The 21,856-nt window shown below is 42.0% G+C and carries 18 protein-coding genes; 10 read left to right on the top strand and 8 right to left on the bottom strand.

The window, feature by feature from the left end; genetic code table 11:
• Positions 1-28 precede the first annotated feature (28 nt).
• The 8 genes from JMY09_RS00855 to JMY09_RS00820 all read left to right on the top strand — a co-directional run bounded on the left by JMY09_RS00855 (position 29) and on the right by JMY09_RS00820 (position 6,678).
• Entirely contained in the window at positions 29-529 is a 501-nt protein-coding gene (locus JMY09_RS00855) for a DUF2247 family protein (protein WP_201621696.1), read from the top strand.
• A gap of 57 nt (positions 530-586) precedes the next feature.
• Complete coding sequence (locus JMY09_RS00850) at positions 587-1,462, top strand: N-acetylmuramoyl-L-alanine amidase (RefSeq protein WP_201621695.1); 876 nt, start codon at positions 587-589, stop codon at positions 1,460-1,462.
• Positions 1,463-1,501: 39 nt separating this feature from the next.
• On the top strand, positions 1,502-2,230 hold the full coding sequence (locus JMY09_RS00845; protein ID WP_201621694.1) for a pyridoxine 5'-phosphate synthase: 729 nt from the start codon (positions 1,502-1,504) through the stop codon (positions 2,228-2,230).
• 120 nt (positions 2,231-2,350) lie between these two features.
• On the top strand, positions 2,351-3,541 hold the full coding sequence (gene kbl / locus JMY09_RS00840) for a glycine C-acetyltransferase (RefSeq protein ID WP_201621693.1): 1,191 nt from the start codon (positions 2,351-2,353) through the stop codon (positions 3,539-3,541).
• 63 nt (positions 3,542-3,604) lie between these two features.
• Positions 3,605-4,630: an L-threonine 3-dehydrogenase gene (gene tdh / locus JMY09_RS00835; protein WP_201621692.1), complete on the top strand. Its 1,026-nt coding sequence runs from the start codon at positions 3,605-3,607 to the stop codon at positions 4,628-4,630.
• Positions 4,631-4,749: 119 nt separating this feature from the next.
• The gene (locus JMY09_RS00830; RefSeq protein WP_201621691.1) at positions 4,750-4,926 is read left to right on the top strand and encodes a hypothetical protein; all 177 of its coding nucleotides are present in this window, start codon (positions 4,750-4,752) and stop codon (positions 4,924-4,926) included.
• Positions 4,927-5,204: 278 nt separating this feature from the next.
• On the top strand, positions 5,205-5,774 hold the full coding sequence (locus JMY09_RS00825) for a DUF6932 family protein (protein ID WP_201621690.1): 570 nt from the start codon (positions 5,205-5,207) through the stop codon (positions 5,772-5,774).
• A complete protein-coding gene (locus JMY09_RS00820; protein WP_201621689.1) occupies positions 5,767-6,678 on the top strand; it encodes a hypothetical protein in 912 nt (303 codons plus the stop codon). The genes JMY09_RS00825 and JMY09_RS00820 overlap by 8 nt, the downstream gene beginning before the upstream one ends.
• A gap of 1,040 nt (positions 6,679-7,718) precedes the next feature.
• On the opposite strand, the gene nadS is transcribed toward JMY09_RS00820, so the two are convergent.
• The 3 genes from nadS to purL all read right to left on the bottom strand — a co-directional run bounded on the left by nadS (position 7,719) and on the right by purL (position 12,578).
• Positions 7,719-8,000 carry a NadS family protein gene (nadS, locus tag JMY09_RS00815; protein ID WP_201621688.1) on the bottom strand — a complete coding sequence of 94 codons (282 nt, stop codon included), beginning with the start codon at positions 7,998-8,000 and terminating at the stop codon, positions 7,719-7,721.
• A complete protein-coding gene (locus JMY09_RS00810; protein WP_201621687.1) occupies positions 7,993-8,325 on the bottom strand; it encodes a type II toxin-antitoxin system RelE/ParE family toxin in 333 nt (110 codons plus the stop codon). The genes nadS and JMY09_RS00810 overlap by 8 nt, the downstream gene beginning before the upstream one ends.
• A 251-nt stretch (positions 8,326-8,576) precedes the next feature.
• Positions 8,577-12,578 (bottom strand): phosphoribosylformylglycinamidine synthase, encoded by a 4,002-nt coding sequence (gene purL, locus JMY09_RS00805; RefSeq protein ID WP_201621942.1) that lies wholly within the window; start codon positions 12,576-12,578, stop codon positions 8,577-8,579.
• Between the two features lie 462 nt (positions 12,579-13,040).
• On the opposite strand from purL, the gene JMY09_RS00800 reads away from it, so the two are divergent.
• Together JMY09_RS00800 and JMY09_RS00795 are read left to right on the top strand one after the other, a co-directional pair.
• Positions 13,041-13,535 carry a pyridoxamine 5'-phosphate oxidase family protein gene (locus JMY09_RS00800; protein ID WP_201621686.1) on the top strand — a complete coding sequence of 165 codons (495 nt, stop codon included), beginning with the start codon at positions 13,041-13,043 and terminating at the stop codon, positions 13,533-13,535.
• Between the two features lie 262 nt (positions 13,536-13,797).
• Entirely contained in the window at positions 13,798-14,292 is a 495-nt protein-coding gene (locus tag JMY09_RS00795; RefSeq protein WP_201621685.1) for a pyridoxamine 5'-phosphate oxidase family protein, read from the top strand.
• Positions 14,293-14,501: 209 nt separating this feature from the next.
• Here JMY09_RS00795 and JMY09_RS00790 read toward each other — a convergent pair whose 3' ends face one another.
• The 5 genes from JMY09_RS00790 to acs form a co-directional block, all read right to left on the bottom strand.
• Complete coding sequence (locus JMY09_RS00790; RefSeq protein ID WP_201621684.1) at positions 14,502-15,320, bottom strand: hypothetical protein; 819 nt, start codon at positions 15,318-15,320, stop codon at positions 14,502-14,504.
• Between the two features lie 136 nt (positions 15,321-15,456).
• Positions 15,457-16,173, bottom strand: a complete 717-nt coding sequence (locus tag JMY09_RS00785; RefSeq protein ID WP_201621683.1) for a hypothetical protein — start codon at positions 16,171-16,173, stop codon at positions 15,457-15,459.
• 347 nt (positions 16,174-16,520) lie between these two features.
• Positions 16,521-17,201: a CDP-diacylglycerol--glycerol-3-phosphate 3-phosphatidyltransferase gene (gene pgsA / locus JMY09_RS00780; RefSeq protein WP_201621682.1), complete on the bottom strand. Its 681-nt coding sequence runs from the start codon at positions 17,199-17,201 to the stop codon at positions 16,521-16,523.
• Between the two features lie 782 nt (positions 17,202-17,983).
• Entirely contained in the window at positions 17,984-19,234 is a 1,251-nt protein-coding gene (locus tag JMY09_RS00775; protein ID WP_227677088.1) for an NAD(P)/FAD-dependent oxidoreductase, read from the bottom strand.
• A gap of 330 nt (positions 19,235-19,564) precedes the next feature.
• A complete protein-coding gene (acs, locus tag JMY09_RS00770) occupies positions 19,565-21,535 on the bottom strand; it encodes an acetate--CoA ligase (protein WP_201621681.1) in 1,971 nt (656 codons plus the stop codon).
• Between the last annotated feature and the right edge of the window lie 321 nt (positions 21,536-21,856).

The raw sequence follows: 21,856 nt of genomic DNA, 5'->3' as shown, positions 1-21,856 counted from the left end.
TCAATACTAACTAGAGATTAGAACCATCATGAAAGGTATTGATATTCCCTTTTCTTTTTTACAACAACATAGCGTCATTTTATCTGCAGAAGAAATCAGTTTTGCCATAAGGTATGAGCTAATCGATTTAAGAGAGTTAGCTAACATTGTTGATAAGTCATTAGTTAAATACCCTAATAATGAGAGCTTATTAGAATTGGCTGTTAATCTGCTGTTAGATAGTTTTTATATAGATACTGACATCAAACCTTTAAGCTTAATATCTAGTGACGTGAACATTGATCGGAACTCAGTAAGCAGTAAATGGAGATACATTATCCTACTTTGGCTGTATGAAAATATGGAAAATAGTAGTGTTGATTACGATAGAATCAATAAAGTTTATGCTGACTTCCGTTACCCTGTAGATATGGAAAAACTCATCAGTTATATGCCTGCTCATGATAATACTGAAAAGCTAGGCTATGACAATATCTTGCATAACTGGCGGGTCTATCTAGACAGCTATAGACATTTAATAGCATCTTAACAATACCATAATCTGAACTACCCTTTGAAAAAACATCATTCCTACACCGAGCATTTCATGGTAAAAAATATTTTCTTAGCATTGGGCTTAACATTGCCCTTAATAGGCTGCGTGACAACAACCTCCCAAGTGGCTAACACTGAGAATTACGTTATAGACAGCCAAACCTATCAAGCCACTGGCAAGAGCGAGCGAATCAAATCCATCATCCTGCACTACACTGTCTCAGATAATGCTAGATCTATAAATACCTTGACCAAGGGTCAAGTCAGCGCCCACTATCTGATTTTGGACCATGACGATAACAAGATTTATAACTTAGTGCCTGAAAGCGAACGTGCTTGGCATGCGGGTAATGGCGGCTTTGCAGGTAGAACGATACTTAACGATACCTCCATTGGCATTGAGATCGTCAATAGCGGCATTAAGCATGAATATCGAAACGCTTTAAAAAACGGCAATCTCGACTATCATCCTTATGAGCACTTTGTTGACTTCGATGAATTACAGATTAAAAAAGTCGCCCAATTGGTAAAAGACTTGGCAGCCAGATATAGCATCTCACCAAAGAATATCATTGGTCATGCGGATATGGCACCGTCACGCAAGATAGACCCCGGTGCGAAGTTCCCGTGGCACCGACTGTATACAGAGTATGGCATTGGCGCTTGGTATGATGACGCTGATAAATTGTCTTTTATGGATACAAACGCATTTGCAGCGGCCACGATACCTCAGATTAAGCAAGCTCTTAGAGATTATGGTTATCAACTCAATGATAGTGATGAGTGGGATAAAGCCAGTCGCAATGTGGTTTATGCTTTTCAGTTGCATTTTAGACCCCGTAACCCAACAGGAACGGTAGACTTAGAGACTTATGCTATTTTAAAAGCATTGAATAAGAAGTATGCTGATACCAATGATTTTTATTAATCATTTCTTCAATAATAAACGAGCTGTATAAGGAATTTTATGAGCACATTGTTTAGCGTGAATTTGAATAAATTGGCTTTAATCCGTAACTCTCGCGGTACTGACTACCCCAACCTGTTGTACTTTGTGAAGAAGCTGATTGATCTAGGTGTCAAAGGCTTTACCGTACATCCAAGACCTGATGAGCGTCATATCAGATACCAAGATGTCTATGATATCAGTGCGTTTTTGACCGATTACCCAGAGATTGAGTTCAATATCGAAGGCAACCCAAACGAGCAGTTCTTGAAGATTATCCGTGAAGTAAAGCCGCATCAATGTACGCTTGTGCCAGACAGTGAAGATCAGCTGACCTCTGATCACGGCTTTGATATCATCAAACATCATGAATTTTTATCAACGTTAAGCAAAGAGCTACAAGCCTTTGGTACGCGCTGTGCGGTGTTTATCGACCCTGATATTGAACAAATCAAAGCGGTCATCGAGAGCGATGTACAGACGATCGAGATGTATACCGAAGAATGGGCGCGATCATATAGCGGCGAGCAGTTCGATGAGGTGCAGCAACGCTTTAGCGATTGTATTACCTTAGCCAATCAAAACGGTATCCGCGTCAATGCTGGTCATGATTTGAATTTGAACAATTTGGCTGATCTGCTCGCGCTTAGTGATATTGCTGAGGTATCGATTGGTCATGCATTTACGATTGAGTCGCTAGAGCAAGGTATGGATAACGTCGTGCGTCAGTATTTAGATATCTGTGCTTAATCCGTATTAATACGCAAATAATTTGATTCTATTAGTAGTCTTAGCCTCTACATTATTAGGGTCTATTGAACATTCAACAGACCCTAAGCAAACGTCAATAATATTAAAAAAGGCCTCTTTATGTATCAAGACTTTCAGAAACACTTACAACAAGAAATCAGCGACATACGCGCGGCAGGACTGTATAAAACCGAGCGAGTTATCACCTCTCCGCAAGATGCACTAATCAAGATCGCCGATGGTCGCGAAGTGCTTAACTTCTGTGCCAATAACTACCTTGGATTGTCTGACCACCCTGAGATTAAAAAGGCGGCTATCCAAGCTATCGAAAACTCAGGTTATGGCATGTCATCGGTGCGTTTTATTTGTGGTACACAAGATTTGCATAAGCAATTAGAGGCGGCGATTTCTAAGTTTTTTAATACCGAAGATACGATTCTTTATGCGGCCTGTTTCGATGCCAATGGTGGTGCCTTTGAGCCATTGTTAACCGGCGAGGATGCTATTATTTCTGATTCGCTAAATCATGCTTCAATCATTGATGGTGTGCGCCTGTGTAAAGCGGCCCGTTATCGTTATGCCAATGCAGATATGCAAGATTTAGAGACTCAGTTACAAGCGGCGCAAGCACAGCGTTTTCGTTTGATTGTGACCGATGGTGTGTTTTCGATGGATGGTAATGTGGCGCCAATGGATGAGATTTATGCGTTGGCACAAAAATATGATGCCATGGTAATGATTGACGAGTCGCATTCAGCAGGCGTGGTCGGTCACACTGGTGGCGGCGTGACTGAATTGTTCAATCTACGTGGTGACATTGAGCTGATCACTGGTACCTTAGGCAAAGCCTTTGGCGGTGCTATTGGCGGCTTTACCACGGGTAAAAAAGAAATCGTTGAGATGTTGCGTCAACGCTCACGCCCGTATCTGTTTTCAAACTCCATTCCTCCCATGGTGGCGGCAGCTGGGGTAAAAGCATTTGAGATGCTAGCGCAAGACAATACCCTACAAGATAAACTGCATGAAAATACCGCCTATTTTGTCAAAAAAATGCAAGATGCGGGCTTCGATATTAAGCCCACTGCATCGGCAATTTGTGCGGTTATGCTTTATGATGCCAACGTCTCCCAGCAAATGGCAGATGCACTGCTCTACGAGGGCATTTATGTGATTGGCTTCTTCTACCCTGTCGTACCCAAAGACGAGGCTCGCATCCGTGTCCAGCTCTCTGCCGCCCATACTCGCGAGCAGCTAGACAAGTGTATCACCGCCTTTATCAAAGTCGCCAAGCAAATGAAGGTGATTGATTAAGCGTGGTGCGGTATTTATCTAAAGGCAACCATTAAGTACAACACCGTTAAATAAGAGAAAAGTATGAAAGCACTAGTTAAAACCCATGCCAAAAAAGGCATTTGGATGCAAGACATGCCAGAACCTACTGTTGGCATCAATGACGTTAAAATTAAAATTAAAAAAACCGCCATTTGTGGTACAGATTTGCACATTTACAAATGGGATGAATGGTCACAAAGAACCATCAAGACGCCGATGATAATCGGACACGAATACGTCGGTATCATTAGCGAAATAGGCGATGGCGTGCAGCATTTTGAGGTGGGTGATCGAGTGACAGGCGAAGGACATATCGCTTGCGGGCATTGCCGTAACTGCCGCCGTGGTAAGCTACATGTGTGTGAAAACACAATAGGCGTAGGCGTCGACCGCGATGGCGCTTTTGCTGAATACTTGGTGATACCTGCTGATAATGTCATCAAGCTCGATGAGCGTATCAGCGATGAGATGGCCGCCATTATGGACCCCTTTGGTAATGCCACGCATACTGCCCTTTCATTCCCTGTGCTTGGTGAAGATGTGCTAATCACGGGTGCAGGACTGATTGGCTCTATGGCAACAGCGATTTGTCGCTTCGCAGGGGCACGTAATATTGTGGTCAGTGATATCAGTGATTATCGCTTAGCACTTGCCAAAAAAATGGGCGCGACGATGACCATAAACCCAGCCAAGGGTGAAACCATCGAAGGTGCTATTGCTGAGTTAAAGATGCACGGCTTCGATATTGGGCTTGAGATGTCAGGCTCCCCTCAGGCCTTTGATTCCATGATTAGTAATATGTATAACGGCTCTAAAATCTCTCTCTTAGGTATTTTGCCTAACACTACTACGGTAGATTGGAGCAAGATTATTTTTAAGGCATTAACCCTAAAGGGTATTTATGGCCGTGAGATGTGGGAGACGTGGTATCAGATGGAGCAAATGCTGATTAGCGGTATTGATCTGTCGCCCATCATTACTCATCGTATGCACATTGATGACTTTCAAGAAGGCTTTGATATCATGGAGAGTGGACAATGCGGTAAAGTGATTTTAAGCTGGGATTGATAATCTAGTGCATCAGTATTTGAGGAGTGGTGGTTAGGGTTTAAATTGTCACGACTTCTAAAACGGCACTGATTTCAGTGTCGTTTTTTATAGGGTAAAAATTATATGAGGGATAAACTATGGGCGATTCTGAAGCGGATAAACTTGCAGAATATTTAGCAGAAAAGGCCAAACAAGATCAGGAGAAAGAACAAGAGTCTGAGCCGCTTTCTGCTTATGATGCTTGTGTGCTGAGGGAAAGTGATCGGGTTCGGGAGTTGATTGCTGGGGCTCAGAGGTGTTCAAAGGATAATTAATTAGATGAAAAACATTTCGATTAGATGCTGTATATTTATAAAAATTATATGAGATAGTTTATTTTGCACAATTCTTATATAGAATTAATGGGTTTAAGAAATTATACAATTCTAAATACTATGATTAAGAATTACTTAAATAAACGCTACGCCTTAGCATTAGACTGGAATTGCACTTAATAAGCTTAGCTTAAACCGTAAAATCAGCTTATACTTGAGACTTATAATAAGTTTTTCAAAGGCATTTGGCACTTACATAAAAATTTAAGAGATATAGAATGTGGAATATAAGGGGAGTAATACCGCCAGTCGCGCTCAATGAAGAAGGTCATAGTTATAATCGCTCACCATACAGCATTAATATCAATAAATTTATAAAAGACTTTGCCTTTTCATCTGAACGAATTGAAATACTCATTGGCTTTTTAGCATATAGGCAAGCAATATACTCTTCTGGTATTGAAACAGGTTTCCAATGGGTAAACGGAAGTTTTGCTGAAAATGTAGAGTCAATTGCTGACCGTGCCCCAAACGATATCGATATAGTAACTTTTAGCAACTTCTATCATACTATACCTGACTATCCTAACTGGGCTCAGAGAAATATCCATTTATTTGACAACCCAACAGCTAAAAATAAATACAAGGTTGATTCTTATTGGGTAGATATGGATTTAGGCTTTAACGAAGCAAGTATTAGAAAATGTACTTATTGGTACAGTATGTGGTCTCATCAAAGAGATACTGATATATGGAAAGGTTTCTTTGTTATTCCTTTGTCTCCCAGTGATGATAACGAAGCTATGAAGTATCTTTCTGAATTAAAGATAGAGTCTAATCATGCGTGAAATTGACTATAAAAAGTTACTTGCTGAAAAAAGTACACTTGAAAGCCTAATTGAAGAAACACCATCTTATGCTATTGTCGATAGGATGAGCCTAGAGTCACGTTTAAAGAGTGTTCAAGCTGCAATTAATAAAGTTGACACTCACAGATTAGTGAAAAAGACTATTTTTACATTCAGAGGTAAACCAGTCCATAAAAGTTATGGTATTACAGCTGAGTTTTCTGGTAAAGCTATTGATAGCTTAAACGATATGATTACCAGTGTAGTTGCTAGTTTGAATAATAATTTGCGTTTTTCAGGGCCTATACCAAATAGAGAGCAGCATCAATTATTGATAACAGGTACTGCAACAGGTTCATTTGGCTTCGAATTAGAGTTGCCAGAACCTGATTATGACTTGCTAGCAGGACGGAATGGAACTGAGGAAGCTATTGATGATATACAAAAACTACTACAATATGGTATTGATGGCACAGACGAGCAAATCAGTGATGTAATTAATGAGATACATCCAAGAGCTGTTCGTAAAGTATATGAATTTCTTGAATTAATGCTCCGTAGTGAAGCTTTGTTCGCAATGGAATTTAATAAGAAATTAATACGTATCAATTCGCAAGAAGTCTTGAGTAAACTTATTTCACGCCTTTCAGAAGATAATATTACTGAATTTACTGAAGAGTATAAGGGTGCTTTTCAAGGGGTCTTACCTAACTCTAGGACCTTTGAATTTGTGGAATATTCTGATAAAACTTTAATAAAGGGAAAGATTGACTCTTCATTTGAAGACCCTGACGTGATAAATCGTGAATACCTGCATAAACCTGTTACAGTAGAATTTAACGTTATTCAGGTGGGACAAGCTAAACCCAAGTATACTTTGAAAGACATAAAGAAAATGAATTAGTGTTTTATTGCTCACTATAGTTATAAAACCTTTCACAGATTTCAAGAGAGTTAGTTATCGCAATATACACTAAACACAAAAAAGGTGAGCTTTGAGCCCATCTTTTTTTATGTGTAAAACAAGACTTTAAGTTAACTTAACCTATATCTTAACGAACCCAAGCACGAGCGTTACGGAACATACGTATCCACGCACCGTCCTTATCCCACGCTTCTGGTTTCCAGCTATGGTTATAAACTTTTAGGTTATGCTCAGCTTATATTGAAAAATAATTCTAGGTGGGTGTCGAGAGTCAACAGATGAATATTGCACTATCGAGATGTTGGGGGTCGCAAGCTCCGCCCAACCTCCCAATGCAAAGACAGATTAGAATTTAGCATGAGATAGCTTTTGTTTCGAGGTGCGAGGCTTAACAGATTAAGTCTTTAATATCAAAATTCTGTAAATCATTATTCAAAATAGAAAAGTTACCGTAGGCTGGGTTTTTAACCCAGCGATTTTTAGCTATCATGGCATAACTTACCACTGGTTAAACAACTGGCTTTTCATAACTCAAATAGTACTTTTGCATAGCTGCTGCTGGGCTAAAGCCACAGCCTACAAAAGCTGTTAAAAATTTGGCTTTTGTGACAAGTTATGGTTATTACACAAGCTGTTGGGGGTCACAAGCTCCGCCCAACCTAAGGATTTATCGATAGTTTAAGCTAATCAATTGTAGGGTGCGCCTCGTGCTCCGTTTTATATAAAATAAGCATGGCACATAAATTTCAAAAAGCTAAAAATACTTTAAAGCAATCACTCAATATCGATTCTAAGATCATTTTAGCCCTGATTGCAGCGGATATCCTTGGTTGATCACTGGGCTGCGGGGGCTTGGCTAGAGGTGATCGCTCGAATGTTGGAACGCCTCTCACCTTAGCCATAAGAAGATCACAGATTTTCCCTTGCGTTGGGTCAAATGTCTCAGACACTTGCTTTCTCTCGCCTAACAGTGAACTACCAAGATAGCAGCTAAAAAAATAATACGCTGCTCTTATTTATTAAGCCAAACCAATCAGATCAGGCTGCTTGTCTAACAATCGCATCAGAGTAACCGCTGCCCCAGTTGGGTTTCTCGTGCCTTGCTCCCAGTTCTGCAAAGTACGTGGGCTTATATTGAGTTTATGAGCAAACTGTTGTTGCGATAGTCCTGTTTTGCCACGTATTAACTTTATATCAGGTAGCTCATAGCTAAACTGTCGGCTAGGCTCAGCTTCTCCTTTAGCAATCGCTAATGCTTGATTCAACGACGTAGATAGATCATCATAAAATTCATTACTCATGGTTGTAGACCTCTTTGATTTGCTGGGTTAGCTTATACATGCTTGCCTTCTCTTGGCTTGATAAGTTGACCTTTTTATTTTTGGAATAGGCAAGCAACATAAAAAATACGCCGTGATTATCAACAAAATAGTAAATAATACGTACGCCACCGCTTTTACCTTGATTTAGCGCCCATCTGGTTTTTCTAACGCCACCCGTGCCTTGAATTAAATCCCCTTGTTCTGGATTATTAATTAAATCTGCTTGCAGTTCTTTATAGTTATCGTCGTCTAACAGTTTAAGCACTTGCTTAGTAAACAATGGGGTTTCTATAAAATGTAACATCCAGAATCCTTTTTATTCATTACTTATTATATACTCCATTGACGTATATTACTAATGATATCTCAATGTGTTGTTGGGTGTCGCAAGCTCCACACCAACCTACCCTAAATACTTAAAACTTAATCCCCAAACACCAAATCCCAAATCCCAAACACAAACACAAACACAAACACAAACACAAAAAAGGTGAGCTTTGAGCCCACCTTTTTTTTATGTCTAAAACAATACTTTAAATTAACTTAGCCTATATCCTAACGGACCCAAGCCCGTGCATTACGGAACATCCGCATCCACGCACCGTCCTCATCCCATGCTTCTGGTTTCCAGCTATGATTATAAGCGCTTAGCGTACGTTCAGGATGCGGCATCATAATAGTGACACGACCGTCGGTGCTACACAGACCCGTGACCCCGCCGAGCGAACCGTTTGGATTGAGCGGATAAGTCTCCGTTGGATGACCTTGGCTATCGACATAACGCATAGCGAGTTGACCGTGTTTGGCCATACCATCGATCTCGGTAGAGTTCAAAGTTGCCAAGCCTTCACCATGTGCCACAGCAATAGGTAAGATACTGTCTTGCATGCCTTTGAACAGGATAGACTTAGTGCGCTCAATTTTTACGTTGACCGTACGCCCTTCAAAGCGAGCGGATTTATTAGCGATAAAGCGTGGGAAATTCTCAGCACCAGGGATAAGATCTTTTAGCTGCGCCATCATCTGACAGCCGTTACAGACGCCCAGTGAGAAGGTGTCTGGACGAGCGAAGAAGCGCACGAACTGCATACGCAAATCATCATGGAACAAGATAGAATTGGCCCAACCTGAGCCAGCTCCCAACACATCACCGTAACTAAAGCCACCACAAGCCACTAGACCATCGAAGTCACGCAAGTTGATACGACCTTTTAGTAAGTCGCTCATGTGCACGTCTACCGCCTCAAAGCCCGCTTGAGTGAAGCCTGCTGCCATTTCTAACTGGCCGTTAACCCCTTGCTCACGCAAGATGGCGACTCTAGGCTTAGTTTCACGGCTATTAAGATAAGGCGCTTCAACTTTTTGATTGAGATCAAAGTTTGGTGCAGCGATTAGACCTTTATGGCTACTATCAGTAATCAAGTCGTATTCTTGCTGTACACATGCTGGATTATCACGGCGACGAGCGATTTGATAACTGACTTGACTCCACTGCTGTTGTAACTCACCACGGCTAAAGCTTAGCGTATCCTCACCGATTAACTTAGGCGTTTGGATAATTAAGCTGTCCTCCTCAGTGCTGTGTCCCACTAAGCTCAACATATCACCGACATTGAATTCTTCGGCCATTTGCATCAATGCAGGTACGTTTTCAGGTAACACCTGAATCACTGCGCCTAACTCTTCACTGAATAACTGACCTAATAGATTATCATCAGTCAATGACAGCTTGATACCTTGACGACTAGTGAATTGCATCTCAGCAATAGTTGCTAGCAGGCCACCATCGCCGATATCGTGATAAGCACTGATGACATTTTGGGCATTACCCGCTTGGATAAAGTTAAAGAAATCTACTAGATCACTTGGCTGGGTAAGATCTGGGCAGTCATTACCTAATTGGCTAAGGGTTTGCGCTAAGATAGAACCGCCTAAACGTAACTTACCTTTGGATAAATCAATGCGATAGAACGCACTATCACCATTCAACAACTCAGGCGTTAAGGTTTTTGCCACATCAACAACAGGAGCAAAAGCGGTAATCACTAAGCTCATTGGAGAGACTACTGACTTATCTTGTGCGCCTGTCTCGGCGTCTTCATCTGTCCAGTTAGCACGCATAGACAGCGAATCTTTACCGACTGGAATGGCGATACCCAAGGCTGGGCATAGCTCTTCGCCTACCGCATAAACGGCATCGAACAACGCTGCATCCTCGCTATCATCACCACAAGCTGCCATCCAGTTCGCTGACATAGTAATATCGGATAACTGCGCAATGCACGCGCCAGCGATGTTAGTGATCGCTTCGCCAACCGCTAAACGTGCCGAAGCTGTAGGACTAATCAAAGCCACTGGCGTGCGCTCGCCGACGCTCATCGCTTCACCAGTCATCGGCTGACCTGCAAGACTGCGCAAGCCCGTGGCAGTTACTGCACAATCTGCCACTGGTACTTGATAGCGACCGACATACTGATCACGGACCACCATACCAGTGATAGAGCGATCACCAATGCTAATCAAGAATGACTTACTAGCGACAGTAGGATGACGTAATACGTCAGTGATAGAGTCGGCTAAATTCACCTCATCAAGTTGTAATGCTGGCAAAGTCGCCTGTTGACGGCTAAAGCTACGCTTCATTTTTGGCGTACCGCCTAGCAATACTTGCATCGGCATATCGACTGGCTGCTCAGCTAATAACTCATCATCAACGATAAGCTGACGGATATCAGTGGCGGTACCTAAGATGGCATACGGACAGCGCTCACGCTCGCATATTGCATCGAACTGAGCTTCGCTCTCAGGATGAATCGCCAGTACATAACGCTCTTGCGCTTCGTTTGACCAAATCGCCATTGGCGACATGCCAGCTTCTAACGAAGGAATGCGGCGTAGATTGAGATGAGCGCCCATTTCATGATCATTGACTAGCTCTGGCATAGCATTAGATAAACCACCGGCCCCGACGTCATGCAAGGAGACGATTGGGTTACCGTCTTTGCCGCCATTACTAACGTCGACATCATTGCCCGCTAGTGCCCAGCAGCGATCCATCACTTCTTGACAGCGGCGCTCCATTTCGGCGTTATCACGCTGTACTGAAGCAAAGTCTAAGCCTTCATCTAATGAGCCGCTATCGACTGAAGAGGCGGCACCGCCCCCTAAGCCAATCTGCATCGCTGGGCCACCAAGGACGATCAACAGATCACCTTGTTGGATAGTATTTTTTTCGATTAAGTTGCGTTTGATATTGCCATAACCACCAGCCAGCATGATTGGCTTATGATATCCACGCATTTGACTTCCGTCTTTGGCAGCTGAAGTATCTAGCTGAAAGCTACGGAAATAACCGCATAGATTAGGACGACCAAACTCATTAGAGAAGTTGGCACTACCTAAAGGGGCTTGGGTCATAATTTCCAAACTAGTGGCCATGCGATCCGGTGTGCCATAATCTTGGGTACTAAGCGTACCGGATTGTTCCCACTTCTCGGCCAACTCAGGAATGTGCAAATGCGAGACATGAAAGCCCGTTAGACCTGCTTTAGGCTTACCACCACGACCAGTTGCGCCTTCATCACGAATCTCACCACCAGCGCCTGTAGCGGCCCCAGCATAAGGGGCGATAGCGGTTGGATGATTATGGGTCTCGACTTTCATTAAAATATCGATATCTTCTTGATGAAAGTCATAGGGATGCGTTGAATTGATATCAGTGGCATTTTTAGGGACCGGATAAAAGCGCCAGCCTTCAGCGCCAGCCATTACCGCAGCGTTATCTTTATAAGCAGACAAAATACCTTGTGGATTTTGTTTATAAGTATTCTTGATCATCTGAAACAATGATTTGGCTTGTACTTCACCGTCGATTGTCCATTCCGCATTGAATATTTTATGACGGCAATGCTCAGAGTTGGCCTGCGCAAACATCATTAGCTCAACGTCAGTCGGATTGCGTTGCAGCTCATCAACATAAGCGTTCATTAAATAGTCGATATCTTCACTAGATAAGGCAAAACCGAATTGTGTATTAGCAGACTCTAAAGCGCTGCGCCCTGCACCAATGACATCAACATGGTTCAATGAAGCCGGTTGCTGATCATCGAATAACTTACTAGTATCCGCTAAGTCATAAACTAAGCTTTGGGTCATGCGGTCAAACAATAATTGCTCAGCAGCGGCAGGCAGCTTAGCCTGCTTATAATCACTGACGGTTAAAGTATAGACGATCACTCGTTCAACACGCTTGATACTGATCTCACAGTTGTTAAAGATATCTGTCGCTTTACTTGCCCATGGCGATATAGTACCAAAACGTGGGCCGACGATGACTTGCAGCTGATTCGCTTGCGCTGCGGTAAAGTCGGTTGTGTTAGTGACTGCCAATAGATCTAAGGCTTTTTTATGCTCATCACCATCTAATTCTCTTGAGAGCACATAGACCTGTTGGGTACTAATTTGAGTCACATTGAGTGCAGTCTTTTGTTGAAACTGACTAATGAGTTGCTGGGTCTGGAAGTCGGTCAAAAACGGTTGTCCGGCAATGGTCATCATAAAGGCTTGTTCCATAGAGTATAAGGTAGATGTGGCATTATGGTCATGCGAGGTAATTGGTCGTTGCATTATAACAAGAAGACCTGAAATAAGCAGGGGCAAAGCACGATAAATTCAGCTTGTTTGTGGCAAATATAACTAAGCCCTTATTCTTTGCTCGCTATTGAGTGGCTGATTTTTGCCTATTTTATCATTAGGTTTAGTGCAGATTTACCCTCCTCTGTTAGTTAGCAAGCTTAGTTAGCGAGTTATTCACCTCGGCAAACACTCACACTTTTTACGCAACTATTGTAGTCCTTACAAACGCTCACATCGCCTTACTGGCAAACTATATAAATACCGCTATGCACTTCGCTATTCTAGGGTCAGTTAATAAAACAACGGTTAGAATTCAATTAGCATGCCATTTACTAGTATCGGTTACTAGCATCGCAAATAATTAAAAATCAAAAGGGAAACACTATGAGCAAGCAACAACAGATCGATAAGATTCAAGAAGTTATCAAAGATGTTAAATTCGCTATGATGACTACAGTGAATAAAAAAGGGGATCTACATGCTTGGCCAATGACTACTACTGAAAGCAGTATCGGTGCTAAAGAAATTTGGTTCATCGGTGATAAGACTTCAGACGTGGTAAAAGACCTGCAAGATAGCAAAAAAGTAGGCTTAACTTACGCCACTCAAGATTCCAAAAATTATGTTTCAGTCAGTGGTAATGCTGAGTTACCAGTAGACAAAGATAAATTGGATGAACTATGGTCACCAATGGACAGCGCATTCTTTGAACATGGTAAAGAAGACGAAAACGTGCAATTGATTAAAGTGGTTCCCCATGGTATAGAATGCTGGATCAGTGGCAGCTCTACTGTGAATATGTTCAAAATGGCAGCAGCAGCTATGCAAGATGGTAAAACTGCTGAAGGTGTCGGCGAACAGTTCAATATCTCTTTATAGTTCTAACTATAGTTCTGAAATTTTAAATAGTTGCAAACGATAGATACAGATAAAGTATGAATACCAGCGTCAGTAAGGGTCTCTTTACTGGCGTTTTTTATGCTGCAAATTTTACTTTTAATAAAGCCAATAGTAGCTTACAAACCTTCACAGCCTATTACAGACTACCTCTATTGTTGGATTAGGCTATTTGGCTATATTAGTTACGGTAAGCTATAAACATTGCTCTAACCACCCCCTACAAATGACAAGGAAGCCTCTTATGAGCAGACAACAGCAAATGGACAAGATTCAAGCGATGGTTAATGATATTAAATATACCATGCTGACCACTCGTACTAGCGAGGATCATTTGCACTCTTGCCCGATGAATACTATTGAGACTAGTATTGGCGCTAAAGAAATTTGGTTTATTGGTCATAGTCCTTCTGACACGGCTGACAATATTAAGCACAATCCAGAAGTTAACCTCGCTTATGCTAGTCAAGATGATAAAAACTACCTATCCATTACTGGTAAAGCTGAGCTAGTTACTGATGAAGAAAAGCTAAAAGAGTTATGGTCACCGATATATAACGCTTATTTTGAGCAAGGTATTGATGATCCTAAAGTACAGCTAATAAAAGTAACGCCTCATGGGGCTGAATACTGGGCTAATGGTAATTCATTCGCTAATGTGTTTAAAATTACTGCCGCAGCAGTGACTGATACTGCTATCGATAAGAGCTTAGGCGAAAACTTCTCTATCGAGTTATAAGGCTATAGATTTGAACGAATATTTTTTAATGGATCATTAATTTTTGGTTAATTAGTACTATTTAGTTAATTAGTACCTTTTAGTTAGCAAACAGTCAGTAATTAAAAATGCCAGCGATAACCGTATCGCTGGCATTTTCTATCTATTATAAAGTGTAGATTGTAACTGGTTTAGTCAAAACAGCCTTTTATTAACGGCTATTTTAATAACTATTTTGGTGCTTTGGCATAGCCATTATCTGCTGGAAAGGCTTGTTGCGTTTTTGGTTTGCTCTCAGATGGATCATAAAGCTCATAGATGACTGAACCGATGATGCCGGTATTATCTATAGAACCACTATCGGTATTGGCGGCATAAGCATTTTCAGGTTTGCTAAAGATAAAAGAGGCTACTGCATCTTCACTCTTACGGAAACCTTCAATAACCAGTTCTTCATTAGGGTTTAACACATAGCCATCGTCATAGCGACTGGCTTCGCTACCATCCAAAACGTTGATACCGTCGACACTAGCGACGATCTCATAAGTATTGCTGCTATTGTTTTTATAAACCAGACGGTATGCCTGACCTGCTCTACCTTGCAAATAGTAATTACTAGCATCACGATAAATTGATAAATTACCGTCATCCGTGGTTACTGAAAAGTCAATCTTACCAGCAACCAATGACATGCTATTTAAGGCGCGGCCCTTATAAGTCTTATCAGCATAACTTACCTGCATCTCCTCAATAGGTTGGTCACTGACACGACGCAGATCAACCATAGTCACTCGTGAGTCAACTTCATCGCCCCATTGAGTACCCAAACGCTCTGACTCACTGGCATCTTGCGTTGACTTTTCTTGCATAGAATCAGCATTATTCTGCACGGTCTCATCCTGCACTGCTGCATCTTGCGTAGACTCATTTTGCACGGGCTCAGACGAGGGTTGAGCAGAGTCCTCTTTCATGCTGGTATTCGATGAACACCCCGTTAATAGCGCTACTAAACCGACGGCAAGCAATGATTGTTTTTTGACTAGTTTCATGCTTATTTCCTCTTGTAAGTAATTGGTAGCTAGGAATGTTGCTAGATTAGCTACGCTATTAGGGGGCTTTAATTACTGTATAACGGTTAGCAGCCGAGCACTCATTGATTTGATCATAATCAAATAATAGTAGCGCTTATTTTGGTGGCTTGGCATAGCCATTATCTGCTGGAAAGGCTTGTAAATTTTGTGCTCTAGGACGAGAAGGATCATAAAGCTGGTAAATAACAGCACCAATAACGCCAGTATTATTTATAGAGCCACTATCAGTATTCGCCGCATAAGCATTCTCTGGCTTGCTAAAAATAAACGAGGCTACCGCACTTTTATTTTTTCGAAACCCTTCAATCACTAGCTGCTTATTGGGAGCTAGCACATAACCGGTGGCATAACGACTGGCTGCACTACCGTCAATAACATTTAAGCCATCGACACTAGCCACTACTTCATAAGTATTAGGGCTATTATTTTTATACACTAAACGGTAGGCTTGGCCGGCATGACCTTGAACGTAATAATGACCATTATCTCGATAAAGCGATAAATTACCTCTATCAGTAGCTACTGAAAAGTCGATTTTTCCAGCCACTAGTGACATACTATTTATAGCCCGACCACTGTAGTTTTTATCGGCATAATAAAGCTGCATTTGCTCGATAGGTCTCTCACTAGTACGACGCAAATTAACGCTAGTCACTGGCGAATTAACTTCATCACCCCATTGAGTGCCCAAACGTTCCGATTTTGAAGCCGTCTGCATTGAGCTTTCGCTTATAGGAGCCGTGGAAGAACAACCGGCCAGCAGCGCTAATAATACAACGCCAGTAAAACACTGCCCTTTATATAATTTCATAACGCTTTACTCCTATAAACCAGTCAAGGTCGGCTGTGTGGATACTATCTTATAGCGTGCGCCACTTTACTAGCCTTACTAATGTTCGGTAGATTATTTTTGAGTATATCTTAATCACTATAACAATCAAAGTTTAAAATAACTTAAAAAATAGCCAAAATTATAGTGCTAGCTAAAACCAAAAAAACGCCAATAGCCTTAGGCTACTGACGTTATTACTAGCTAAATGACTGCTAGCTAAAAAATCGGTTCATTACTTGGGTCATTACTTAGGTCATTACTTAAAGTATTAATATAAATATCTAGCGAAAACCAACTCAATAATGCTTCAATCCAAGCTTTTATAGTTAGCCGCTTTGCTTAAGATAAGGCCAAGCCGCTTTAAGATAAATAAACATCGACCAGAGGGTTAAGATCACTGCTGCCACCATCAGACCATAACCAACCAATTCCAGTGACTCCCAGTTCAGTAGCAGTACCGTAATAGCGATCATCTGAAAAGTGGTCTTGAGCTTGCCGACATAAGACACCGCTACACTAGTACGATTGCCCAGCTCGGCCATCCATTCACGTAGCGCTGATACTGCAATCTCGCGCGAAATAATTACAATAGCCGCTATTGCCATAATAATATTAGGATGCCACTGTACTAAAATAATCAGCGCCGCCGCTACCATTAGTTTGTCAGCGACAGGGTCCAAAAAGCGTCCAAAAGCCGACATCACATTGAGCTTACGGGCAAAATAACCATCGAGCCAATCGGTAATAGCGGCGATGATAAACACCCCGGTCAGCAACAAGTGACGTAGCAAACTATCGCTAAACTCACTCATCCCTACTCGTCCAATAACGTTATCTGTTATCGCAGGCATATTGATGCCCATTGCCGGCGGCCAATAAGCGATCGCTACGAACAACGGAATCATCAAAATACGCGCAATAGTCAGGTTATTCGGCAGATTAAAAATGCTTTTATCGTTCGGTACTGGCTGTGACTGCGGCGTAGGTATATCTGTACTTTTGGTCATGACAGAACCAGTCTAATAAGAAAATAAATAATAGGAGATGCGATTATGGCTGCTAGCTTAGCATTTTTCATCTATGACGTCATGCCATCTATTTATGTGTAGTTGTATCTGTTCACTTTATTCAGATAAAAACTCCTAAAAAAGTAGTTTAAAATTCTTTAATAGCAACATTTATCCGACATTAGGTAGTATTCTTTTGACTAGAGGTCAAATGTTTCAAAATAAGACATTGTATTAAAACCTGTACGAACGTAATAGCATGTAACTGGAACTATAAAATTGGCTATACCTCGGCTATTATAGATGAATAGCAGAGCTACAGTTGTGCACTGGTAGTTGTAAGTGAATATTTATAAACATTGAAATTATCATGATTAACCTCATGTAAATTCCATCAAAGCTGATGACTTTGTATAAAGTATAATTTTACTAAGAAACCAACAATAATAAGTAGTACTCACTGATTCTATAGCTAACTATCCAGCTATTTGGCCAGTTTTCCTCAGCCCACAGTTACTCCTCTGTGGGCCTTTTTTTGTCTGCTAATTTCTTTATTGATATGAATCTTATGTTCATGTGTATTGGATTGACTACCAATTTGACCAGCATATTCAGTTACTACTTAATCAATACTATAATGATCTTGCGCTTGATTTGCCTAGGGTTGCTTTGCTAATGACGGCACGCACTTGACTGAGGTGATGTTTATACGTGCGAATGTGGTGCGTTATGCTGGCATAAGCTCATACATGGTCTTTGTAATAGCAGATAAATAAAGGCAATTACAGGCTTAAAGCAGCGACTACTACTTCAACGACTTGTTCCGCCATCAAGTAGCAACTCTCAATATTACCTTGTCCACACCAATCACCACTGACGATCCAGTGGCGATCGTTATCGACTAAAACTCCTAACCCTTCCCCGCCCTTATTGATCACAGTAGCGGCGTAACGCCAGCGATGGCAATCTACTTGGCTTGGCGCTGTATCGTTATTCCAGTTTAATGCTCGCTTGGCTGCTACTAATAATTGCGCTTGGATAATTTCAAGATCATCATTGACGTGCACCTCTGACCAGTCGTTATTAGCATGAATAGTGACACTAGGTAATAGCTCGCTATGGTTAGGTTTTTGATGTTCCACAAATATTTTAGCGAGTATTGACTGTTGTGGATAAGCCACGTCCCATATTGGCGTAGTAGTCGCTGCAACGCTGTTTTGCAACGTCTGCGGTAGCATACTGACTTTATCCCAGCCTAACATTAAGGTATAGCAAGCCAGCATCTTGGCTTGGCTAATTTGCGCCTGTTTACTACAGCCACTATCTGCCAACAGCTCAATAGCTTGCCCATTAGGTATTGTACAGATCACCCAATCAAAGCAACCTAAACTGGCGCCAAACTCGTCAAATAGCTCCGTTTTCTGGTCCGTAGACTGATGATGCTCTGTGCTTAATGGGGCCACACGGGTTTTGAATTTAAGGCTGCTATTAGTTAGATTATCGGCTAGCTGCCGACCCCAACTAGTCATTTTGGGACTGCTAATATAGCGAGCATGCGTAGTGTCCCACTGCTCTTTTTTAATGATAATAGGCTCAGCATTGCCATCAGTTGGCGTTAACTCGACCACTTGTGCGCACCAAGGTTGCAATGATCCTGACTGTAACCAAGGAGCGATAAACTGGGCGAAACTGTCTGACTTAGCAGTGAAGAACTGCGCACCAAACGCCCACTGCCAGTTCTGATTAGTGAGGCTATCAGTGCGATAGCGAGTCGCTAGACGACCAACGCTACGAGACTTCTCAAAGATGGTGATTTGCGGATGCTGAGCATTAGCACTATTACTAGCTTCTGCTTCATTGTGTGCTTGAGCAGGGCGCTGAGCAATAGCACGCTCTAATAAAGTAGCCGTAAAAAGACCGCTTAAACCGCCACCGATGATAGCTATCCTTGCTGAGCTATTAGTGTTGGCGGCGGCGCTGGTTGATAAATTATTAGAAGACAAGTTATTAGCATTAGCAGAGTGATCAGTCATAGTGACAGTAGGCCTTTAGTTAGGGCAACGATTGAAAGTAATTACCAGTGCTTGAGAAGATGGGTAAGCCATGGATAAAGGTTGTAGCAGAAAAACCCTACTGACAGGTAGCTGTGGAGTTACTGTAGTGCTATCAATAGCGTTTTATAGGAAAACTATCATTAATAGTAAAAAACCATGCCGTCTTTAACGATATGGCTTTTTTCAAACAATGATAAAGGTTCGATGACTACATAAAACGGCTGATTTAATTAAGCTTGATGCTTAAGCATCATACTTAAGCATCAAGCTTAAGCTATTAGCACCGACTTACTTGCCAGCGCTAACAGCTCAGCTATTATTAGCCTTGTGCTCCGCTTTTACTACCTCAATTAACTGATTGATCACTGAGCTGTCCGCTAAAGTAGACAGATCTCCTAAGCCAATATACTGACCTGCAGCTAGATTACGCAAAATACGACGCATGATTTTGCCAGAGCGAGTTTTTGGCAAAGCTTCAACGATATAGATAGCATCTAAGTTAGCGATAGGACCAATCTCGTTACGCACATGGCGATTAAGCTCAAGCTTCAAGTTATTATCAGCCTTTTCACCTATATTTAGAATAACAAAAGCGGCAATGCCTACCCCTCTAATATCATGAGGCATGCCAACTACCGCCGCTTCCACAATCGAGGGATGGGCATCGATTGAGCTCTCAACCTCAGCAGTACCTAGCCTATGGCCAGATACATTCAGTACATCATCAACTCGACCAGTGATCCAGTAATGCTCATCTTCATCACGTTGCACGCCATCACCAGTGAAATAATGTCCCGGATAATCACTAAAATAGGTCTCTAAAAAACGCTTATGATCGTTATAAATACCACGCATCTGCCCTGGCCAGCTACTACTAATCACTAAATTACCATGAGCTGGGCCTTCGAGGATAGTATCGTCACTATCTACCACATCAGGTATGATGCCATAGAGTGGATTCATTGCTGCACCTGGCTTGAGCGCTACTGTACCTGGAATAGGGGCTAATAATATGCCGCCCGTTTCTGTCTGCCACCAAGTATCAATCACCGGGCAGTTGCCATTACCGACCACATTGTAATACCAGTCCCAAGCTTCAGGATTGATGGGCTCACCAACAGTGGCGAGCAAGCGCAGACTTGAGCGATCAGATTCAGTGACAAACGCATCGCCCTCTTTCATCATTGAGCGGATAGCTGTTGGCGCTGTATATAAAATACTAACTTTGTGTTTATCAATAATATTGCCAACTCTTGCCCATGTGGGATAATCTGGTACGCCCTCGAACATCAGCGTCGTGGTGCCATTGGCAAGCGGAGCATAAGTGGCATAAGTATGACCAGTGACCCAGCCAACATCGGCGGTACACCAGTAAATGTCATCTTCTTTTATATCGAACACATCACGAAAGGTCGACAGCGCATAAGTGATATAGCCGCCAGTAGTATGCACCACCCCTTTAGGCTTGCCGGTTGAGCCTGAAGTGTACAATAAAAACAGCGGATCTTCGGCATTCATCACCTCAGGTTCGCAGTACTCTTGCTCAGCCTCAACTAGAGTGTGATACCAGACATCACGACGACCGCTCATCGGAATTGAGTTGCCAGTACGATAGACCACGATGACCTTCTCGACGCATTCCGTGCCTTCCATATCTAACGCATGATCGACATTGACTTTCAGTGGGCTACGCTTGTTACCACGCAGGCCCTCATCTGCGGTGATCACTAGCTTGGACTGACTATCTATAATCCGGTTGCCAAGACTGTCAGCGGAGAAGCCGCCGAATACTACCGAATGTACAGCACCGATACGAGCACAAGCCAGCATGCCGATCATAGCTTCAGGTATCATCGGCATATATAAAGTGACGCGATCGCCTTTTTGAATACCCAGCTTACGCATAGCATTACCTAAGCGGCAGACTTCACTATGCAGCTCTTTAAAAGAGATAATCTTGTTAAGCGAAGGGTGGTCACCTTCCCAAATGATAGCGGGCTTATAAGGGTTAGTCTCTAGGTGTCGATCGAGACAGTTTACTGAAATATTCAACTCACCATCTTCGAACCATTTAATACGAAAGTCGTCTAAATCGTAGTTTACGTTACTAATAATAGTCGGTTTTTTGATCCAATCGATAGCTTCAGCACGCTCAGCCCAAAAAGCATCGGTAGCTTCATGTGAGGCAATAGAGCGCTGATAATCCTTTGCGTATTGCTCGGCACTAGTATTGGCAGCCGCCATAAATTCGGCACTAATGGGAAATAATTTCTGGGCCATGATCCTACTCCTTTTTAATTATTATTACTGGTATAACGATGCCTGAGAATAGCGTCTTAATAGTAGTTGCTATTTGTTATAATAGTCGAATTAGTCAGTCGTAAAAAACACCAACTCTATTTATAAACTAGTACTAGTGATAGCGATCCATCACTATTATGAACTCTATAGTAATGGCGTTAGTAGAATAGCGACAGGCGGTGCGGTATCCACTTCCATAATGTAGGATACCTTAGTTCTAGTTTGACAAATAAGCCCTAGCGATGCAAGCCATCAACCGTTAATGAAGAACAATCCCTGCATATCTGTACACTTACCTAT

The organism is Psychrobacter urativorans (genome assembly GCF_904846695.1).
Lineage (GTDB): Bacteria > Pseudomonadota > Gammaproteobacteria > Pseudomonadales > Moraxellaceae > Psychrobacter > Psychrobacter urativorans.
This window is presented reverse-complemented; position numbering and strand designations above follow the sequence as displayed.